The organism is Rhodoferax sp. GW822-FHT04A08 (assembly GCF_058801025.1).
Window position 1 is genome coordinate 261,321 of sequence record NZ_JBXAMW010000006.1, and the last position, 20,758, is coordinate 282,078.

General features: G+C 62.2%; 14 protein-coding genes. 2 read left to right on the top strand and 12 right to left on the bottom strand.

Annotation, left to right across the window (positions count from 1 at the left end; translation table 11 throughout):
* Nucleotides 1-14 precede the first annotated feature (14 nt).
* Nucleotides 15-2,585, bottom strand: coding sequence for a cyanophycin synthetase (cphA, locus tag AC1RMF_RS14400; protein WP_493142287.1), 2,571 nt, complete (start codon nucleotides 2,583-2,585; stop codon nucleotides 15-17).
* A gap of 9 nt (nucleotides 2,586-2,594) precedes the next feature.
* Nucleotides 2,595-4,772: a cyanophycin synthetase gene (locus tag AC1RMF_RS14405; RefSeq protein ID WP_493142341.1), complete on the bottom strand. Its 2,178-nt coding sequence runs from the start codon at nucleotides 4,770-4,772 to the stop codon at nucleotides 2,595-2,597.
* Nucleotides 4,773-4,952: 180 nt separating this feature from the next.
* On the opposite strand from AC1RMF_RS14405, the gene AC1RMF_RS14410 reads away from it, so the two are divergent.
* Both AC1RMF_RS14410 and AC1RMF_RS14415 read left to right on the top strand, forming a co-directional pair.
* A complete protein-coding gene (locus tag AC1RMF_RS14410; protein WP_342618658.1) occupies nucleotides 4,953-7,247 on the top strand; it encodes a cyanophycin metabolism-associated ABC transporter in 2,295 nt (764 codons plus the stop codon).
* The gene (locus AC1RMF_RS14415) at nucleotides 7,247-7,738 is read left to right on the top strand and encodes a cyanophycin metabolism-associated DUF1854 family protein (RefSeq protein WP_493142290.1); all 492 of its coding nucleotides are present in this window, start codon (nucleotides 7,247-7,249) and stop codon (nucleotides 7,736-7,738) included. Before AC1RMF_RS14410 ends, AC1RMF_RS14415 begins: the two co-directional genes overlap by 1 nt.
* A 26-nt stretch (nucleotides 7,739-7,764) precedes the next feature.
* Here AC1RMF_RS14415 and panC read toward each other — a convergent pair whose 3' ends face one another.
* From panC to AC1RMF_RS14465, 10 genes are all read right to left on the bottom strand, one after another.
* A complete protein-coding gene (gene panC, locus AC1RMF_RS14420; protein WP_493142292.1) occupies nucleotides 7,765-8,589 on the bottom strand; it encodes a pantoate--beta-alanine ligase in 825 nt (274 codons plus the stop codon).
* Between the two features lie 3 nt (nucleotides 8,590-8,592).
* On the bottom strand, nucleotides 8,593-9,486 hold the full coding sequence (panB, locus tag AC1RMF_RS14425; RefSeq protein WP_493142295.1) for a 3-methyl-2-oxobutanoate hydroxymethyltransferase: 894 nt from the start codon (nucleotides 9,484-9,486) through the stop codon (nucleotides 8,593-8,595).
* A 148-nt stretch (nucleotides 9,487-9,634) separates the two neighbouring features.
* Complete coding sequence (locus tag AC1RMF_RS14430; RefSeq protein ID WP_342618654.1) at nucleotides 9,635-10,441, bottom strand: segregation and condensation protein A; 807 nt, start codon at nucleotides 10,439-10,441, stop codon at nucleotides 9,635-9,637.
* Between the two features lie 3 nt (nucleotides 10,442-10,444).
* Nucleotides 10,445-10,651 (bottom strand): DUF3460 family protein, encoded by a 207-nt coding sequence (locus tag AC1RMF_RS14435; RefSeq protein ID WP_493142297.1) that lies wholly within the window; start codon nucleotides 10,649-10,651, stop codon nucleotides 10,445-10,447.
* A 22-nt stretch (nucleotides 10,652-10,673) separates the two neighbouring features.
* Complete coding sequence (locus AC1RMF_RS14440; protein WP_493142299.1) at nucleotides 10,674-12,392, bottom strand: SulP family inorganic anion transporter; 1,719 nt, start codon at nucleotides 12,390-12,392, stop codon at nucleotides 10,674-10,676.
* 5 nt (nucleotides 12,393-12,397) lie between these two features.
* Nucleotides 12,398-13,141 (bottom strand): YoaK family protein, encoded by a 744-nt coding sequence (locus AC1RMF_RS14445; protein WP_493142301.1) that lies wholly within the window; start codon nucleotides 13,139-13,141, stop codon nucleotides 12,398-12,400.
* A 12-nt stretch (nucleotides 13,142-13,153) separates the two neighbouring features.
* Nucleotides 13,154-15,238 carry a methionine--tRNA ligase gene (gene metG, locus AC1RMF_RS14450; RefSeq protein ID WP_493142303.1) on the bottom strand — a complete coding sequence of 695 codons (2,085 nt, stop codon included), beginning with the start codon at nucleotides 15,236-15,238 and terminating at the stop codon, nucleotides 13,154-13,156.
* A 69-nt stretch (nucleotides 15,239-15,307) separates the two neighbouring features.
* Nucleotides 15,308-18,895, bottom strand: a complete 3,588-nt coding sequence (locus AC1RMF_RS14455) for a PAS domain-containing hybrid sensor histidine kinase/response regulator (RefSeq protein ID WP_493142305.1) — start codon at nucleotides 18,893-18,895, stop codon at nucleotides 15,308-15,310.
* The gene (locus tag AC1RMF_RS14460; protein ID WP_493142307.1) at nucleotides 18,892-19,548 is read right to left on the bottom strand and encodes a histidine phosphatase family protein; all 657 of its coding nucleotides are present in this window, start codon (nucleotides 19,546-19,548) and stop codon (nucleotides 18,892-18,894) included. Before AC1RMF_RS14460 ends, AC1RMF_RS14455 begins: the two co-directional genes overlap by 4 nt.
* A 3-nt stretch (nucleotides 19,549-19,551) precedes the next feature.
* Nucleotides 19,552-20,721: a response regulator gene (locus tag AC1RMF_RS14465; RefSeq protein WP_493142309.1), complete on the bottom strand. Its 1,170-nt coding sequence runs from the start codon at nucleotides 20,719-20,721 to the stop codon at nucleotides 19,552-19,554.
* Between the last annotated feature and the right edge of the window lie 37 nt (nucleotides 20,722-20,758).

Consider the following 20,758-nt stretch of genomic DNA (forward strand, 5'->3'; position numbering starts at 1 on the left):
GCCTGCAGTACCACTCAACCCGCAGCCACCTTGGCCGCGATGTGGGCCATGGCTTCTTCCACTTGGTCCACCAGAATGAGGCAGAGCTCGCCTTCCTTGAGTTTGTCCATGGCCTTGTCGATGGCCAGAAATTCACCGTAGATTTCAGATGACTCCTTGGTGCGCGGTGCGCCCTTGAGTCCTTCGCGCAACAAGGCAATGACTTCGCCGTCGCTGCGACCACGTTGGCACTGGTCTTCGAACATCACCACCTCGTCAAAGGCGCGGCCCAGAATCTCGGTTTGTTGCCGGATGTCCTGGTCACGCCGGTCGCCAGCCCCGCTGATGACGACACTGCGGCGGGTGGCGGGAATGCTCTCGACGGCTTGTACCAACGCCGCCATGGCATCGGGGTTGTGTCCGTAGTCAGCAATCACGGTGGCACCGCGATGCTTGAACATATTGAATCGGCCCGCCGCGTTGTCACTGTCGTTGGAGAACGAAGACAGTCCGGTTTCAATGGTCACCCAGTCCACCTTCAGTGCCCAGGCGGCCGCTACCGAAGCCATCACGTTCTCAACCTGAAAGCCGATGGCCCCACCCATGGTGATCGGGACTTTGTTGAGGGGAATGTGGTGCTTGAAGTCGCCCTTGGCTGCCACCAGATTGCCTTCATCCACGTAGACCACCGCATGCCCTTGGGCTCGGTGCGTGGCCATCACCGGATGGTGCCGGTCCTGAGTGAAGAAGGTGACCGAACCCTTGCATTTGCTGGCCATGCTGGCCACATTGGGGTCGGCCGCATTGAGAACGGCAACGCCGGTGGGCGCCACGTTCTGCACGATGACGCGCTTGAGAACGGCGAGCTCCTGCACCGTGGTGATGTAGTTCAGGCCGAGGTGGTCGCCGCTGCCCACATTGGTGACCACGGCCACGTCACAACGGTCGAAGGCAAGCCCCTCGCGTAGCACGCCACCGCGGGCGGTTTCCAGAACCGCCGCATCCACGTCAGGGTGCAGCAGAACACTGCGTGCACTCTTGGGGCCGCTGCAGTCGCCCGTGTCAATACACTGGCCATCCACGTAGACGCCGTCGGTATTGGTCATGCCCACCCGCAGGCCGTTGGTCTTGAGCAGGTGCGAAATCAGACGCACGGTCGTGGTCTTGCCATTGGTTCCTGTGACGGCGACTACCGGAATGCGCCCGTTGTCACCATTCTTGAACAGCAGCGAAATGATGGCCTCACCCACGGCGCGACCTTTGCCAAACGAGGGGGCCAGGTGCATGCGCAACCCCGGGGCCGCGTTTACTTCCACGACCCCGCCACCCTGTTCTTCCAGGGGGCGCAGGATGCTGTCGCTCACCACGTCAACGCCGCAGATGTCCAGGCCCACCATGTGGGCGGCGGCGACGGCGCGGGCGGCTACGTCCGGATGCACGTCATCTGTCACGTCGGTGGCGGAGCCGCCGGTGGACAGGTTGGCGTTGTTGCGCAGATTGACGCGCTGTCCCTTGAGCGGCACCGAATCGGCGGTGAAACCCTGGTTGGCCAGGCATTCCTTGGCGATTTCATCGAAGCGGATCTTGGTGAGCGAAGTGGAGTGTCCTGAGCCACGACGCGGGTCCTTGTTGACCTGCTCCACCAGTTGCGCAATGGTGCTCACGCCGTCACCCACCACTTTGGGTGGATCGCGTCGGGCGGCGGCCACTAGACGGTCACCCACCACCAGCAGGCGGAAATCGTTGCCCGGCATGTAGCGCTCCACCAGGATGTCGTCGCTGAACGTGCTGGCAACCTCGTAGGCCTTGCGCAATTGCTCTTCGCTGGTGATGTTGACTGTTACACCCTTGCCCTGATTGCCGTCCAGCGGCTTGACCACCACCGGCAGGCCGATTTCCAGGGCCGCCTTCCAGGCGTCATCCGCGTCGCTGACCGCGCGCCCTGTGGGTACGGGCACTCCGGCAGCGGCCAGCAGCTTCTTGGTGAGTTGCTTGTCCTGCGCAATGGCTTCAGAAATGGCGCTGGTGGCGTCAATTTCGGCCGCCTGGATGCGGCGCTTTTTGCTGCCCCAACCAAAGCGCACCATGCTGCCTGAGGTCATGCGGGCATAGGGAATGCCACGCGCGACGGCAGCATCCACGATGGAACCGGTACTTGGCCCTAAGCGAACGTCTTCATCCAGTTCACGCAGCGCGGCCAGTGCGGTAGCCACATCAAAAGGTGTGTCGCTGAGTGCGGCATTGCATAGCTGCTCAGCGATCTCCAGCGCCTTGCGACCAACCTCTTCCTCGCTGTACTCCACTACCACCTGGTACACGTTGTCGTCCAACGTGGGTGTTGTGCAACTGAAGGTCACCGGACAGCCGGCCTGTGCCTGCAACCCCAGCGTCACCAGCTCCAGCACGTGGGCCAGTGAAATTCTGTCGTTGTGGCCTGTAGGCTGCAGCGGGCTGAGTTCGGGAAAGCGCTCGCGCAGCCGCACCTCAAAGCCGGGCAACTCGTCAATCGAGTTTTCTTGCGGCGCACAGGACACGATGGATTGGATGGCCGTGTGGTGGCTCCACAGATTGGGACCGCGCAGGGCGCGAATGCGTGTGACTTCCATGTGGCGTGCTCAGTAAGGGGTTTTCTTGGGGGCGGATTCGAAGGTGCGCAATCCGGCGCCAATCAATTCGACGGGAATGTTCAATGCCCAGGCTGCGGCTACAGCGGCCATCACCATCTCGGGCTTGGATGCCTTGGCCGGCGTCAGACTGGACAGCGGCAGGCTGGCAGCGATCTGGGCGCCTTGGGCCAGGACGATGGCTTCACCCTGCAGCACCACCACGCGCTCACCGGCTTCGCGATGCGCGGCGATGGCTGGGTTGTCGGCATGCATGCCGTAGAAGATGACCTTGCCATCGCACAGCTCGGCCATTTCCACGGCCTGGTGGTCCGCTGCGTTGAGCACGGCGGTGCCACTGGGCAGCACCACGTCCACCTGGGTGCGAGCCACCTTGTAGGTCTGCTCGTCGTCGTGGATGTCATAGTGGGCCAGGCTTTCATGCCAGTTCACGTCGGTGATCACGCCCACGGTGCATTTGTCGTAGGCCAGTCCTTCACCCAGAATGACGGCTCCCGGATTCTCGAAAACGGCGGCCTGCACCGAGCGGTTGATCAGCACGCGCTGACCCGCTTCCCAGGTGGCGCAGTTGGCTTCGTCGATGCGGCGGCCGTCCAGATACAGGCCTTCGCTGCATGCCAGGCCCACATGCTTGCCACTGATGTGTACCAGCCAGGCCACCAAGCGCGCGATGCGGCCGGTGTTCCGGGTGCCGGTGATGCCGACGATGGGAATGCGGCCGTCCTTGCCCTCGCTGAACAGGTGATCAATGATGGCGCGTCCCACCGGTTGGCCGTTGCCGTTGGCAGGGCGGATGTGGGCCAGCAGACCCGGGCTGGCGTTGACCTCGATGACACAGCCACGCTGGCTCTCCAGGGGCTTGCCGGCGTCTTCCAGCACCATGTCCACACCCGCAATGTCCAGACCTACTACGCGGGCGGCCAGTGCGGCGGCATTGGCCACGCTGGGGTGTACCTTGTCGGTGATGTCGAACTGGACGTTGCCGTTGCGCTGTATCAGCACCTTCTGGCCAGCGGCAGGCACGGTTTCCGGTTTGAGGCCGGCACGCTCCAGCTCCAGAATGATCTCCCCGCTCTTGCTGGGCATCAGGGCGTTGAGCGGGAAGTCTTCACCGGTGCCGCGGCGCGGGTCGATATTGATCTGCAGGTCGGTCAGCTCGTCGATGTTGTGCACGCCGTCGCCGGTGACCCAGAGGTTTTCCCCCGCGGCTGCGGCCACCACCTTCTTGCCCACAACCAGCAGACGGTGTTCATTGCCGGAGATGTATTTCTCCACGATCACGGGACCCCCGCCACCCTTGCGGTGCGCCAGTTCGTAGGCTGCGCGCACTTCGGCCTCGGTGCAGAGGTCCAGTGAAACGCCGCGACCGTGGTTGCCGTCGTAGGGCTTGAGCACCACGGGAACGCCCACGTCCTGCGCGGCCTCCCATGCAGCATCGGCACTGCGTACCAGTTCGCCTTCGGGCACAGGTACGCCACAGGATTGCAGCAGGGACTTGGTCAGATCCTTGTCGCTGGCGATCTCTTCGGCAATGGCCGAGGTCTGGTCGGTTTCTGCCGTCCAGATGCGGCGCTGGGCGATGCCGTAGCCCAGTTGCACCAGGTTGCCGTCGGTCAGGCGGATGGAGGGAATACGGCGTGCCGTGGCGGCGTCCACAATGTGCGCGGTGCTGGGGCCCAGGCACAGGTCATCGACCATGTCGGTCAGGTCGGCCACGGTCTTGGTGATGTCAAATGGCTTGTCTTGAATGGCGGCCAATAGCAGCTCGCGCCCGGCTGCCAACGCGGCGCGGCCCACGTCTTCGTGCCGGGTGCGAAAGGCGATCTTGTAAATGCCCTTGGTGGACGTGCTGCGCGCCTTGCCAAAGCCGGTGCGCATGCCAGCCATGTTCTGCAACTCCAGGCAGACGTGTTCCAGAATGTGGGCAGCCCAGGTGCCTTCTTGCAGGCGCATGAGGAAGCCGCCGCGCACGCCGGGGCTGCATTCATGCTCTATCAGGCCGGGCAGCTGGGCGGTAAGGCGGTCGTAGAAGCCAGGGATGGTGTTGGAGGGATGGTTCTCCAGCTCGCCAATGTCAACCCATGCCTCAATAACCGGGCGATAGGTCCAGATGTTGGGTCCGCGTAAGTGGGTTACCCGAATAATGTCTATATTGATCTTGGCTTGCATGGCACTTTGTGGCATGGGCAGTCCACCGACATGGCGCTGTCCGCGTTGTGTATTCTCGCTCACTGACGGGTTGCCTGTTCAGTGGACCCAACCCTGGGGGTGGTATCTTCAGGAACGCCTGCCAAGGCTACCTGCCCAGAGCGCTGTCTGCGATTCCAAGAAAAATGAATTTTGTTTGCAATGACCACTGATATTTCCCTAGTCCGATCTGTGCCAGGTGAGATTGCCGTACCTTGGCGTTCCGCCTTGCAGGCCCGTCTGCACCCTCAGGAAAACGTTCTTGCCGCCCTGGAGGTTGACCTGGACGCCCGGCTGCACTTCGTCAGGGGACTGGTGGTGGTGACCAATGAGCGCGTCCTTAGCACCGATGGCGGCGCGGCGCATTGGCAGGACTGGCCGCTGACCAAGGGCCTGACCCTGCAGCACCACGACTATGCCGGCGTGGGGCATCTGGAGCTGGTGGACGCCACCGGCCTGCTGGCAAGCTGGCGCTTTACCCTGGGGCAGAACCTGCACGCGATCCGCCTGGTAGACCAGTTCACGCTGCAGCTGGAGAGCGTGGTGTCGGGCAAGCCGCTGGTGCAGGCGCTCAAGAACGTGTGCCCGAGTTGCAAGGCGCCGCTGGAGCCGGGCCAGGAGGAGTGCCCGGTCTGCACCAAGGTGATCCACACGCCACCGTCCACTTGGACCCTGTTTCGCCTGTGGCGCTTTGCCAAACCCTACCGTGGCCAGTTGTTCTGGGGTTTCCTGCTGATGCTGCTGGGCACTGCCGCCAGCCAGGTGCCGCCCTACCTGACCATTCCACTGGTGGACAAGGTGCTGATTCCGTTCCAGAACGGCCAGCATATCGAGCCTTCCACCATCGCCTGGTACCTGGCGGGTCTGTTGGGGGCGGGCTTGCTGGCCTGGATTCTGAGCTGGGCCAAGACCTACATTCTTGCGCTGGCCTCTGAGCGCATTGCCGCGGATCTGCGCACCACCACCTATGAGCATTTGCTGCGCCTCTCGCTGGAATACTTTGGCGGCAAACGCACGGGCGACCTGCTGTCGCGCGTGGGCAGCGAGAGCGACCGTATTGCGGTCTACCTGTCCCTGCACCTCACGGACTTTGCCAGCGACGTGGTGATGATCGTGATGACGGCCGTCATCCTGTTTTCCATGAATCCCTATCTGGCACTGATCACCCTGGTGCCGTTGCCCTTCATCGGCTGGATGATCCACTTTGTGCGCTACCGCCTACGCACCGGGTTCGAGAAGATCGACCGGGTCTGGGGTGAGGTCACCAACGTGCTGTCCGACACCATTCCCGGCATTCGCGTGGTCAAGGCCTTCGCCCAAGAGCAGCGCGAGGCCAAGCGTTTTCGCGAGGCCAACCGCCACAACCTGTTGGTGAATGATCGCATCAACAAGATCTGGTCCCTGTTCTCACCCAGCGTGTCGCTGCTCACCGAGATCGGTCTGCTGGTGGTCTGGGGCTTTGGCATCTGGCAGGTGTCCAAGGGCGATATCACCGTCGGTATGTTGCTGGCGGCCATTGCCTACATCGGCCGCTTCTATGGGCGGCTGGACTCCATGAGCCGCATTGTCTCGGTCACACAAAAGTCGGCTTCTGCAGCCAAGCGCATATTTGACATTCTGGACCACGTCTCCAGCGTGCCCGAGCCCGCCAACCCGGTTCACGTGGACAAGGTGCAGGGTCGCATCGAGGTGCGCGAGGTGGGCTTCCGCTATGGCAACCGGGAAGTCACCAAAGGCATCAACCTGAACATTGCGCCCGGCGAGATGATCGGGCTGGTGGGCCACAGCGGCTCCGGCAAGAGCACCCTGGTGAATCTGATCTGCCGCTTCTACGATGTGTCCGAAGGTGCGATTCTGGTGGACGGTGTGGACATCCGCTCCTACGCCATTGCCGACTTTCGCAAGAATATTGGTCTGGTGCTGCAGGAGCCTTTCCTGTTTTTCGGCACGATTGCGGAAAACATTGCCTACGGCAAGCCGGATGCCTCGCGCGAGGAAATCATTGCTGCAGCACGCGCGGCCCATGCACACGAGTTCATCCTGCGGCTCCCGCAGGGCTATGACTCCATGGTGGGTGAGCGTGGCCAGGGCCTCTCGGGTGGCGAGCGTCAACGCATTTCGATTGCGCGCGCCTTGCTGATCGATCCGCGCATCCTGATCCTGGACGAGGCCACCTCGTCGGTGGACTCCGAGACCGAAAAGGAAATCCAGAAGGCCCTGGAAAACCTGGTGCAAGGCCGCACCACCATCGCCATTGCCCACCGGCTCTCCACCTTGCACCGCGCCGACCGGCTGGTGGTGCTGGACCGTGGCTCGGTGGTGGAAGAGGGCACGCATGACGCGCTGATGGCCAAGCAAGGTGCCTACTACAACCTCTACCAGGCGCAGGCACGCAACATGGATGTGGACATGGATGCCGACCAGGCTTCCGACAACGCTGAGAAGGAGGGCGCGTGATGAGCGTCCCACACACACCTGACCGTACCCCATTTGTGCTGGAACGCAATGCGTTCGGCAAGCTGATCCTGACCACGCCCGAAGGGGATCGCCATGAGGCCGTGGTGCCGGTACGTGCCTTCCCCATCCAGTCGCCGGATGTGGGCATTTCGATTGTGAGCACCGATGGCCAGGAAGTGGGCCGGGTGGACCGTTTGGTCGATGTGCCTGAGCCCACGCAGGGCCTGATCCGTGCTGAGTTGGCAGCGCGTGAGTTCATGCCAGTCATTCAGCAGATCGTGTCAGTGACCAGCTTTTCCACGCCGTGCACCTGGACGGTGGAGACCGATCGTGGGGAGACCGAGTTTGTCTTGCGGGGTGATGAGGACATTCGCCGCATCGGCAAGGACAACGCCTTGCTGATCGCGGATACGCATGGCATTCAGTATCTGGTGCGGGACCAGTTTGCGTTGAATGCGGAGAGCAAGCGGATATTGGATCGGTTTCTGTAGGCTGCTTCTATGCAGGGCAAGCCGTATCAAACTTCCAGGTTGTCGATCAGTCTTGTCGTGCCCAGTCGCGCAGCGGCCAGCACCACCAAGGCGTCGCCGTTGTGTGGTGCCTGCAAGTCGGTGCGACGGCGTGCCGTCACATAGTCCGGCTTCCAGCCCGCATCTGTCAGCGTTTGCATAGCTTGCGCCTCCAACGCGGCATAGTCCGTGCGTCCGCTGCGCAATGCATCGGCAAAGGTCTTCAGGGTTTGCGACAGCAATACCGCGGCCTGGCGTTCGGAGGAGCTCAGGTAACCGTTGCGGGATGACATGGCCAGGCCATCGTCGGCGCGGCGCGTGTCCAGGCCCACGATGTCCACTGGCATGGCGAACTGCTGCACCATCTGGCGGATCACCATCAGCTGCTGATAGTCCTTCTTGCCGAACACCGCCGTGCGCGCCTGCGTGGCGCTGAGCAACTTCATCACCACGGTGGCCACACCAGTGAAAAAACCGGGGCGAAACTCGCCTTCCAAGATGTTGGCCAACTCGGGCGGCGGTTGCACCAGATAGGTCTGGGGCCGCGGATACAGCTCTTTTTCCGCCGGGGCAAACACGATGTCGCAACCCACTTCCTCGAGCTTGGCGCAGTCCTGCTCCAGCGTGCGCGGATAGGTATCGAAGTCTTCGTTGGGGCCGAACTGCAAGCGGTTCACGAACACCGTGGCGACGGTAACGTCCCCCAGCGATTTGGCTGCCTGTACCAGTGCGATGTGGCCCGCATGCAGATTGCCCATGGTGGGTACCACGGCGGGATGACGATAGGCGCCCAGCAAGGAGTGCAGGTCAGAAATGGTGTGTATGAGCTTCATGGATCACCAAGCGTGGACTGCGTTGTCAGGGAAGCTGCCGTTTTTGACTGCGGCAACATAGGCTTCCATGGCGCCGCGCACGCTGCCGGCGTCCTGCATGAAGTTGCGCACGAACTTGGGCATCTTGCCCAGGTTCATGCCCAGCATGTCGTGCAACACCAGCACTTGTCCAGCGGTGCCATTGCCCGCACCGATGCCGATGGTGGCGCAGTGCAACAGTTCCTGGGTCAGCTCGGTGGCAATCTGGTGCGGCACCATTTCCAGCACCAGCATGGCTGCGCCGGCATCCTGCAGTTCATGCGCATGTTTTTTGAGCTGTACGGCACCGGCTTCGGTCTTGCCCTGCACACGGTAGCCACCCAGCGCATGTACGGTCTGGGGTGTCAGGCCCAGGTGGGCGCACACTGGTATGCCGCGCTCCACCAGGAAGTGCACGGTGTCGGTGGTCCAGCCACCGCCTTCGAGTTTGACCATATGGGCGCCCGCCTGCATCAGCACGGAAGCGCTGCGGATGGCCTGTTCGCGCGACTCGTGGTAGCTGCCATAGGGCAGGTCGGCAATCACCCAGGCAGTGGCCTGGGCACGGTACAGGCCGCGGGTCACACTCTCGGTGTGGTAGCGCATGGTTTCCAGACTCACGCCGACGGTGCTGGCCAGGCCCTGGCAGACCATGCCCAGGGAATCACCGATCAGTATGGTTTCCACGCCAGCTGCATCGGCCACTGCGGCAAAGGTGGCGTCGTAGGCGGTGAGCATGCAGATCTTTTCGCCGCGGGTGCGCATTTCCTGCAGGCGTGGCAGGCTCATGGGGCGGCGGCTCGGCATGGGCGACGCCGGGGCAAACGTGCCGTAGGGCGTGGCATGTAAAGCGGCGTTGCCTGTGGTGGCTTCGGTCATGGCAGCTCTCCGACGGGCCGCCCCAAGGAGAGCACGGCCCCCTTGGGGGGCAGTATGTACACGAAGTGACAAACGTGGGGGCTCATAACATCTCCAAGAAGACAGCGAAATTGGCCCGAATACTAACCGCTCTTGTGGAGGGCCTGGATCAGGTGGGCGAGTAGGCTAGGCGCACATAAATCGGCGCAAAGGCCTCGGCCTGGGTGATTTCAATCAAAGTTTCCTTGGCCAGCTCCAGCATGGCGATGAAGGTCACCACCAATACCGGAGTGCCCAGCTCGGGATCGAAAAGGTCTTCAAAACCGACAAAACGGCGGCCTTGCAGCTTCTTGAGCACGATGCTCATGTGCTCACGCACCGACAGCTCGGCACGGCTGATCTTGTGGTGCTGCACCAGCTTGGCACGCTTGAGGATGTCGCGCCAGGCTTCCTGCAAGTCCACCAAATGCACCTCCGGAAAGCGCGGCTGCAGGCTTTGCTCGATGAAGATGCTGGCCTTGAGGAAGTCGCGGCCGAATTGAGGGATGGCATTCAGGCGTGCTGCGGCCAGCTTCATCTGCTCGTATTCGAGCAGACGGCGTACCAGTTCGGCACGCGGGTCTTCGGCCTCTTCGCCTTCGGCCACCTTCTTGGGCGGCAGCAGCATGCGCGACTTGATCTCGATCAGCATGGCCGCCATCAGCAGGTATTCAGCAGCCAGTTCCAGGTTGCGCTTGCGGATCTGCTCCACGTAGACCAGGTACTGCTTGGTCACGCTGAGCATGGGGATGTCGAGGATGTTGAAGTTCTGCTTGCGGATCAGGTAGAGCAGCAAGTCCAGCGGGCCTTCAAAGGCCTCCAGAAACACTTCCAGCGCATCCGGCGGGATGTAGAGGTCCTGCGGCAGCGCAAACAGCGGCTCACCGTAGAGGCGTGCCAGCGCAACCTGGTCTACGACCTCGGGCGTATCGGACACAGCTTAGGTGTTGTCCGTCTGGTACACGTAGGGCTTTTGCGCCACTTTCGCCTTGCGAAAGCCCAAGAGGGCCAAGCGGTCAATGGCTTTGTCCCACAGCAGGGAGCGGCCCTTGCGTTGCTCTTCTTCCAGCGCCGGGCGGGTGGTCTTGAGCTGGTCCAGGAACTGGGTGGTATCGGAACGGTAATCGGGGCGGCGGAAAATCGACATGGTGGAACCTCTTTGCGCTATTTTACGTGGTGGCGGGCGTGTGGGGTGCATCCAGGTGGGCCAGACCGAAACTGGCGCGTATGGCAGTGGCCACGTCCGGGTAGATGTGCTGCGGCCCCACGGCGCCCACAAAGCCGCTGCGCCGGGCAATGTCCAGCGGCTGATGCATCAGGCCGCAGATGACCAGACGCACGCGGTTCTTGTGGCAGGCTCGGGCCAGATCATTGAGCGTATCGGCGCCGCTGGAATCCACGTAGATGACATTCTTGAGGTCCAGGACAATGGTGCGCGCAGGCAGGGTGTCCTGAATCTCCTCAATGATCTTCACTGCGCCAAAAAACAGGGCGCCATACAGCCGGTAGGCCGAGACCTGGCCTTGCAGCCCGGCCAGATCCGGATAGTCTGCTGCGGTCAGCTCTTCCGAGCGCGACAGGCTGGAGATGCGGTAGATGAAGGTGATGCAGGCTGCCACCAGGCCCACTTCCACGGCCACGGTCAGGTCGAACACCACGGTCAGGAAAAACACCGCCAGCAGCGTGACGCGGTAGGGCAGGCGGAACTGGCGCAGGTGCCAGAACTCACGCCACTCGCCCATGTTCCATGCCACGAACATCAGGATGGCCGCCATGGCAGCTAGCGGAATGTTCTGCGCCAGGGGAGCCGCCACCAGCATGACCAGCAGCAGGGTGAACGCGTGCACCACGCCCGCGATGGGTGACGTGGCGCCGCCCTTCACATTGGTAACCGTGCGCGCAATGGTTCCGGTGGCCGGCATACCGCCAAAGAAGGGCGTGATGAAGTTGGCAATGCCCTGCGCCATCAGCTCCTGGTTGGGGTTGTGGCGGTCGTCAATCATGCCGTCGGCCACCCGCGCGCACAGCAGCGACTCGATGGCGCCCAGCATGGCCAGCGTGGTGGCGGGTATGAACAGAAAGCGTACGGTGTCCCAGGAGAAGTCCGGCCAAGCCAATGCCGGCAGGCTCGAAGGAATGCCACCGAACTTGCTGCCTATGGTCTCGACCGGGAGATGCGTGATGGAAACGAATGCGGTAGTCAGCACCAGCGCCAGCACCGAGCCTGGAATCAGCTGCACGCGCTCGTTCCAGACCGGGTCTTTGACCCAGGTTGGCACCAAAAAGCGCCAGCAGACAATCAACGCCAGGGACGCCAGTGCCACACAGGTGGCCGGCAGGTTGAAACTGGGCAGCGCATGGATCAATGTAGATGCCATGCCAAAGAATTCGCCCGGCAGCTTGGCGATGCGCAGACCCAGAAAGTCCTTGACCTGCGAGAGCGCAATCAGCACTGCAATGCCATTGGTAAAGCCGATGATGACCGAGATCGGTATGAAGCGCACCAGGGTGCCCATCTTGAACACGCCCATGGCAAACAGCATCACCCCGGACATGGCGGTGGCAATGACCAGATTGGCCAGCCCGTAGCGCTCCACGATGCCGTAGACGATGACGATGAAAGCGCCCGCTGGCCCACCGATTTGCACCTTGCTGCCACCCAGCAACGAAACCAGAAAGCCCGCAATGATGGCGGTGAACAGACCCGCCTCCGGCTTGAGCCCACTGGCAATGGCAAAGGCCATGGCCAATGGCAATGCGACCACCCCCACCGTGAGGCCAGCGCCAATGTCCTTGGTCAACTTTTGCCGGTTGTAAGCCTGCAGGCAATCCAGCAGACGGGGGTGGAAGAAGCGCTGGGTCTTCTTGCTTGACGCGATATTTGACATGGTGCTTAGTGCGGGTCAATCCAGTTTCTGGCATCGTCCAGTACGGGGCGCATGACCAGCAGCAACAGCAAAATGGACAGGGGAACGGTGGCCACGTAGCCCACGGTCTTGAAGCCGACGGCCCCAGTCAGCGCACCGACGAAGAAACTGCCTACCAGCTTGAAGTGGATGGCCAGCCGCTGCCGGTTGGCTACTACCTTGTTGTCCCGCGTGAGACGGTTGACGTAGAACAGCTTGCCCAGCTCAATGCCCATGTCGGTGATCAGCCCGGTCATGTGGGTGGTGCGTATTTCTGCATGCGAAATCTTGGTGATGACTGCGTTTTGCAAACCCATGATGTAGCACAGCAGCAGCACGGTAAGCGGCGCAAAAAAGCCGGCCCATACATTGATGCCGGCGCCGAACAGGCCAAACACCAGCAGCAACACGGCTTCGAGCAGCAGCGGCCTGCCATAGGCGCTTTGCAGATTGCGGCGCAGCGCCCAGTTCACCATCCAGGCGGTGGTCATGGCACCGGAGATGAATGCCATCACGGCCGCCAGACCTGCCAGAGCCAAGCCCAACTGACCGAGCACCAGATTGTCAGCGACCGATGACACGATGCCGCTCATGTGCGAGGTGTATTGGCCCACCGCGAGAAAGCCGCCGGCGTTGGTGGCGCCCGCCACAAAACACAAAGTGACCCCCAGCCGCAGATTGTTTTGGGCGGTACGCTGTACCGAAGTCCAGCCGCGCAGCAGGGGGATCATGGCGTTCTGCGCTTAATGGATCCGCATGCCCGGCATGGCACCGGGGCGGGGAGTCAGGATGTAGATGCCGGGGTCTTCCTTCTCGTCGGCGTGGCTGGCGGCCAGCACCATGCCTTCGGACACGCCGAACTTCATCTTGCGCGGCGCCAGGTTGGCCACCAGCACCGTGTACAGACCAATGAGCTGTTCAGGCTTGTACATGCTGGCAATGCCGCTGAACACATTGCGCGTCTTCAACTGGCCCGCGTCATCGGTCTCGCCCACGTCCAGCGTGAGGCGCAGCAGCTTGGTAGAGCCTTCCACTGCTTCGCAGTTCACGATTTTGGCAATGCGCAGGTCGATCTTGGCGAAGTCGTCGATGCTGATGGTGGGGGCGATCTCCTCGCCGCCGGGATGCAACTTTTCTACTACCGGCGCGGGGGGGGGCTCGAACAGGGCGTCGAGCTGCTCGGGGGTGACGCGTTGCATCAGGTGCTGGTAGGGCTGGATGGCCTGGACGTCGTGCTTCACCAGATTCCACTCTCCCATGCTGCTGCCGGTGAATTGCTCCACTGCCCGCGCCAGGCCCGGCAGCACCGGTGCCAGGTAGCGCGTCAGCACCGCAAAGCTGTTGATCAGCACCGAGCACACCTGGTGCAGTGCCTCATTGTTGGCCACGTCCTTGGCCAGGTCCCAGGGCTTGTTCTGATCCACATAGGCATTGACCTTGTCGGCCAGCAGCATGATCTCCCGGGTAGCCTTGCCGTATTCGCGGGCTTCATACATCTGCGCAATGCCGTCGGCAGCGCCGCGCAGCTCATGGACCAGTGCGGCGCCTTGCGTGCCGAACTGGTGGGTGAGCTTGCCTTCGAAGCGCTTGGTCAGAAAGCCCGCGGCGCGGCTGGCGATGTTGACGAACTTGCCGATCAGGTCGCTATTGACCCGCGCCATGAAGTCATCGGCATTGAAGTCGATGTCCTCGTTGCGTGCTGACAGTTTGGCCGCCAGGTAGTAGCGCAGCCATTCGGGGTTCATCCCTAAGCTGAGGTATTTGAGCGGGTCCAGGCCGGTGCCGCGGCTCTTGCTCATCTTTTCGCCGTTGTTGACGGTCAGGAAGCCGTGCACGAACACGTTGTCTGGCGTCTTGCGACCGCTGAAATGCAGCATGGCGGGCCAGAACAGGGTGTGGAAGGTGACGATGTCCTTGCCGATGAAGTGGTACTGCTCCAGCGCCGGGTTGGCCATATAGGCGTCGTAGTTCTCGCCGCGCTTGTCCAGCAGGTTCTTGAGCGAGGCCAGGTAGCCCACGGGCGCATCCAGCCACACGTAGAAATACTTGCCCGGGGCATCCGGAATCTCGATGCCGAAATAGGGCGCATCGCGACTGATGTCCCAGTCGCCCAGCCCTTCGCTCGTGGAGCCGTCCGGGTTGGTACGTACGGTGAACCATTCCTTGATCTTGTTGGCCACCTCGGGCTGCAGCTTGCCGTCTTGCGTCCACTGTTCCAGGAAGGCCACGCAGCGCGGGTCGGAGAGTTTGAAGAAGAAGTGCTCCGAAGCTTTGAGTTCCGGCTTGGCACCGGAGAGCGCCGAGTAGGGGTTGATCAGGTCGGTGGGCGCATAGACCGAGCCGCAGACCTCGCAGTTGTCGCCGTACTGGTCCTTGGCGTGGCACTTGGGGCATTCGCCCTTGATGTAGCGGTCTGGCAGGAACATGTTCTTCTCGGGGTCGAAGAACTGTTCGATGGTCTTGGTCTCGATCAGCGAGCCGTCCGCGCGGTCGCGCAGGTCGCGGTAGATCTGACGGGCTAGCTCGTGGTTCTCGGGGCCGTCGGTGCTGTGCCAGTTGTCAAAGCTGATATGAAAGCCATCCAGATATTGCTTGCGGCCAGCGGCAATGTCGGCTACGAACTGCTGCGGCGTCTTGCCGACCTTTTCGGCGGCGATCATGATGGGCGCGCCGTGCGTGTCGTCTGCACCTACAAAGTTCACCGCATGGCCCTGCATGCGCTGGAAACGCACCCAGATGTCGGCCTGGATGTATTCCATGATGTGGCCGATATGGAAGTTGCCGTTGGCGTAGGGCAGCGCAGTGGTGACAAATAGTTGGCGGGACATGGGGGAAGACTTTCAAAGACAGTCCCCGATTTTAGTCCGGGGGTCAGGCAGAGCTGCGCGAAGGTGGCTTCAGGATGGCCCGCTGGCCTGCGCCAGCAGCGGTTCCAGCAGTTGCAGGGCGTCGTTGAAGGCAAAGTCATCCATGGCCTTGCCCAGGGCCTGGCACTGCCCGGGAAAGTGCATTGCCATGGAATCCCGCACACCGGCGTAGTAGTCGGCGGCGTCCAGGTCGTCGGTGGAAAGCAGGGTACGCAGGGTGAGCAGACGCTGCAGCAGCTCTTCGCGGCTGCTGGCATTGGCGGCAGGGCTGTGCGGCTCCCAGTCGTGCAGCGCGTCCTGCAACGCAGCCATTGCCGGCGCCATCTGTTGCAGTGCATTGGCAACCTGCTCGTCGGAGTCGCCCTGGCGCACATGCCGTTCCGCGTCGGCGGCCAGGGCTTGCAAATCCAGCAGACCGGCTGTGCCTGCAAGGCCCTTGAATGTGTGCAGTGTGCGTTGCGCAGCTGCGCTGTCGCCGGCTTGCAGCTGCTGGCGGGTGAGCTGCAGGTCATTGCCATGGTCATTGACAAAACGCTGCAACAGTCGCGCCAGATGCTCGGCATTGCCCCGGAAGCTGCGCAGCCCGTGCCTGAGGCTGAGCCCCGGAACGCAGTCCAGCTGCCGCATCAAGTGGCCCAGTGCCGGATCGGCGTCCACCTGCTCGGGCCATTGTGAGGTCCATTGGGATTCCTCCATGTGGCTCACCGCACCGGGTAGCCACAGGGCCAGCACATGGGCCAGCAGCTCCGGGTCCACCGGTTTGGACAGGTGGTCATTCATGCCGGCCTCCACGGAGGCTGCCCGGTCTTCGGCAAAGGCGTTGGCCGTCATGGCGACTATGGGCGTGTCGGCATGGCCGCTGAGCTTGCGGATCCGGCGGGTGGCTTCCAGTCCGTCCATGCGCGGCATCTGCATGTCCATCAGGATCAGGTCATAGGCCTTGCGGCCTGCCTTGTCTACGGCGATCACGCCGTCTTCGGCAAGGTCCACATCAAAACCCATGTCCAGCAGCAGTTCGGTGGCCACTTCCTGGTTGAGCGCGTTGTCTTCGACCAGCAATACCTTCTTGCCGGGCAAAAAGCGGGGCACGGTATCCGGCGGGTTCGGATGGTCGTCGGCCACCTGGGCCAGGCCCCAGGTCTTGGCAATGCTCTCCGCCAGCCGCGCGGGCATCACCGGCTTGGCGATGAAGTCGGCGAACTCGTTGTCATCCAGCACGTTGTCCGGACAGCCGCTGCTGCCGCTGACCAGCACGCAAACCGGCTTGAGGCGTAGCGGCAACTGCCGGATACGTTGCCAGGTCTGCGTTCCATTGAGGCCCGGCATCTGCCAGTCGGTAAAAATCATCTGGTAGGGGTCACCGTTGGCATCGGCCTCGGTGACGCGTTCCAGCGCCATGGTCCCGTTGGATACCGCGTCAGCTCGGGCCCCCAGGCTGGTGAGCATGTCCACCAGAGGCTCGCGCGCCTCTTCCATGTCATCGATGACCAATACCCGGGTGCGCGGCGGCATGGCGCCCGCGGCGCGGGATGGCTTGGCGGAGCACACGCCAAATGGGGCTTCCAGCCAGAAGGTGCTGCCTCTGCCTACCTCACTGCTGACGCCCACGCTGCCACCCATGAGGTCGGCCAGGCGCCGCGAGATGGCCAGGCCCAGACCGGTACCGCCGTAGGTGCGGGTGGTGGACACGTCAGCCTGCTGAAACGCTGCAAACAGCCTGGACTGTTGTTCCGGACTCAGGCCGATGCCGGTGTCGCGCACCTCGAAGCGCACGTGGTCGACATCGCCTTCGCGGCGCACCACTTCACCGTGCAGAACCACGCTGCCGCGCTGGGTGAACTTGATGGCATTGGCCACAAAGTTGAGCAGGATCTGCCCCAGGCGCACGCCGTCGCCATGCAGCACTTCCGGCACGTTGCGGATGTCGGCCACCACTTCCAGGCCCTTCTCTTCGGCCTTGTCGTGGGTGAGGGTGAAGATGTTGGCCACCACGCGCTCCAGCTCGAAGTTGGTGGGGTCCAGGGTCATCTTGCCGGCTTCGATCTTGGAAAAGTCCAGGATGTCGTTGATGACGGCCAGCAGGTGGATGGCCGCGCCGGAAATCTTGTCGAGCTGTTGTATATGGCGGTTCTTGGTGGTGTCGCGGCGTATCAGGTGCGTGAGACCAATGATGGCGTTCATGGGCGTGCGGATTTCGTGGCTCATATTGGCCAGGAACGAGCTCTTGGCCCGGTTGGCCTCTTCTGCCACTTCCTTGGCAGCGCGCAGTGCCTCGTTGGTTTTTTGCAGCTCCTGCGTTTGCAGCTCCAGCGCCTGGCTGGTCTTTTCCAGTGCGGCAGTGCGGTCCTTCACCATGGTTTCCAGCTCTTCGCGGTAGCGCGCTAGCTCACGCTCGCTGCGTTTGCGGTCGGTGATGTCCACCCAGACCCCGGTCAGGAAAGTTCCGTTGCGCAGTACCAGCGGGCGCATGGAGATCCAGAAATCGCGCAGCTGGCCGGACTTGGTGCGGCGCCGGTTTTCGAAGGTCTGGCCGGTTCCGTCCATGATGCGGAGCACGCGTTCGTCCACACCGGCGCGATCCATGTCGACCTGCAGGTCGTAAATGGTCAGCTTTGCAAACTCTTCGGCCGTATAGCCCAGCGCCTCATGGGTGGCGCGGTTGAAGCTGGAGAAATGCAGCGTCTTCAGGTCCAGCACCCCTATGCCGATAGGGGCCTGGCTCACGATATTGGAGTACAGCTCTTCCCGATCACGCAGCTCTTCTTGTGCGATCAGGTGTTCCTGCTGGACCCGACGGAAGGCCAGCACCGCGTTGGCCATTTCGCCGATCAATGTGCCGCTGCGTTTGGCCATCGTTGCGATGGCGCTGAAAGCCTGCTCATCGGCAGGTCCGGTGTGTCCCTCGCTCAGGTTCTGCAGACTGTTCTGCAGCAGGTCCAGGCGCCGCGTCAGGGTTACCGAAGCCATCAACCACAGCAAGATCATCCCCATGGTGGCCAATGTGCTGAACGCGCTGAGTTTTTTTGCTTCATAAGCCAGGCGGGCGCGGCCCTCGGCACCACTCTTCATGGCGTGGTCGGTGTAGATGGAGGCAATGTCTGCGATCTGCAGGGCGAAGTCGGCGTAATGCGGATTGGCGTCTGCCAGGTACTTTGCCGCCTGCTTGTGATCCACGGAAATGATGTCCGTGCTCATCAGGACGAACTGCCGGAATTGCAGAAAAGACGCCAGAGCCAGCGACAGTTTGGCCTGCACCAGGACTTGGTCTCTGGCGCTTCCCAGCTCGGAAAGACGCTTTTGCAGCACTGCAACCTGCTCGACGATCTGGCTATGCAGCCTGTACGCTTGGGCTTCGTCTATCTTGCCTTCCTCGGCCTCATTCAGTGCCAACATGACGCGTTGTTGAACCAGCAGCAGGTTGCGGCTGATGTCGGCCGCGTCGGACGCGGTGCGCGCATCCGCGTCAAACTCTGCCGAGAGTGCTTCTTGCTTCTCGCGCAGACTGGACTGTGCCCAACGGTCAAACGCCGCACCGCAACTCAGCGCCACCGCCACCGGCACAAAGAAATACAGCAGAAAGAGAATGCGCCGCAGCTGGCTGCGGTTGGTGTGACTCATTTGAGCAGAGTTGCCCACAAGGTGGGCGGTATGCTGCCGAGGTATTCAAACCGGTCTTGCCCTAGGGGGCGGAGCACGACCACCGTGCCTTCGGGTTTGACGAAGTAGCCCATCAGGTCTGCCATGTTGGGCGCATGCGCCACCAGTACGCGGTTGGTGCCTGGCGCAACAGGGGCGGACACGAGCTTGCGTGTGGCGGCCAGCACCGGTTTCTTTTCCTCGGCCGTGAGGTTGGCGGAATAGGCCAGATTCAGATCGGAGTGCATTTTCCCTTTCATCGCGGGAAAGGCCAGCTCGGCGCTTTCACGGGCACGGCAGAGCGGGCTGAAGAAAACCTCGCCAACGGGAATCCTTGCCTTGACCAGTTCCCGTCCGATGGCTGCGGACAACTTGCGCCCTTCATCGTTGAGCACACGCTGTGTCGAGCAGTCGTTCAGGTCGACGGATGGTGCGCGGTCTGCACGGCTGTTGTCGGTGGTGCCGTGGCGCATGTAGAGCACGTAGCCGCCCTTGCGCAGTTCGGTCAGCAGCTCCGGGGTGGCCATTTTTTCCACAAAGGCAGTCTCAGCGCCTTGTGCCCACACAATGCCGGTGGCGGTCAGGACGGTGGCGCAAGCGGCGAGGATTCGGATCAGTAGCGAATGGCGGGTCATGGTTCAGTGCTCCTGCGGCGGTGGATCTACGTAGCGTTTTGCAATGTCGGCAAACTGGTCCTGTACGGCAATGAAGGCGTCAACAATGTCCGGGTCGAAGTGCCCCCCCTTGCCCTGGAGGATGGTCTCCACGGTTTGCTGCATGGAATAGGCTTCCTTGTAGTGGCGCTTGGAAATGAGGGCATCAAACACGTCGGCCAGCGCCATGAGCCTGGCTGGCAGCGGAATGGCCGCACCCGAGAGCCTGTCGGGGTAGCCGCTGCCGTCCCATTTCTCGTGGTGGCTGCCTGCAATCTGGCGCGTGGTTTCCAAAAAACTCAGCGACTGGGCCCTGAGCGCAGCGTCGCTCGGGGAAACGGCGGGTTCGTCCAGGCTGCGGGCTGCCTGCACGCTGCGAATGGCTTCCCCAATGGCCTGGGCGCCAATGCTGGCGTGGGTTTTCATGATGGCGAACTCTTCGACCGTGAGTCGACCCGGCTTGAGCAGAATGGCGTCGGGTATGCCCACCTTTCCGATGTCATGCAAGGGCGTCGCCTTGGCAATGCGGTCGCGCGCGGCGGGGTCCGCCAGCTCTGCTGAAAAGCGCGGGTGGTCCTTCAGGTGCTGCATCAGGACTTCCATGTAGGCCTGGGTGCGGCGCAGATGGTTGCCGGTTTCGTTGTCTCGCTTTTCGGCCAGGGTGGCCAGGGCATGCAGGCTGAAGTCCTTGATCAGGTCGTTCTCGGCCATGCGTCGGTGGACCTCGGCGTCCAGTTCGGCGTTCTGTCGTGCCAGCGCGTCGCGGGCCGCCTTGAGTTCGAGGTGGGCGTGTACCCGGGCCAGCAGCAGACCCGGCTTGACCGGTTTGGTGACGTAGTCCACGGCACCCAGGGACAGACCGTGTTCCTCGTCTGCATCCGCATCCATCGCCGTGACAAAGATCACCGGTATTGACTGGGTTTGCGGCTTGCTGCGCAGAATCCGCAGTACCTGGTAGCCGTCCATGTCCGGCATCATGACGTCCAGCAGAATCAGGTCGGGACGGGGTTCGGACTCCGCCACGCGCAGGGCCTGCATGCCGGAATTGGCCACCCGCACGTGGTAGTGGGGGCGCAGCAACTGGCCAATGATCAACAAGTTTTCCTTGGTGTCATCTACTACCAGCACCGTGGTTTGCCGCCCTGCAGCGTGCATTGAGAACTCCCTGCCTTGAATTTGGTCGACCCGCCCG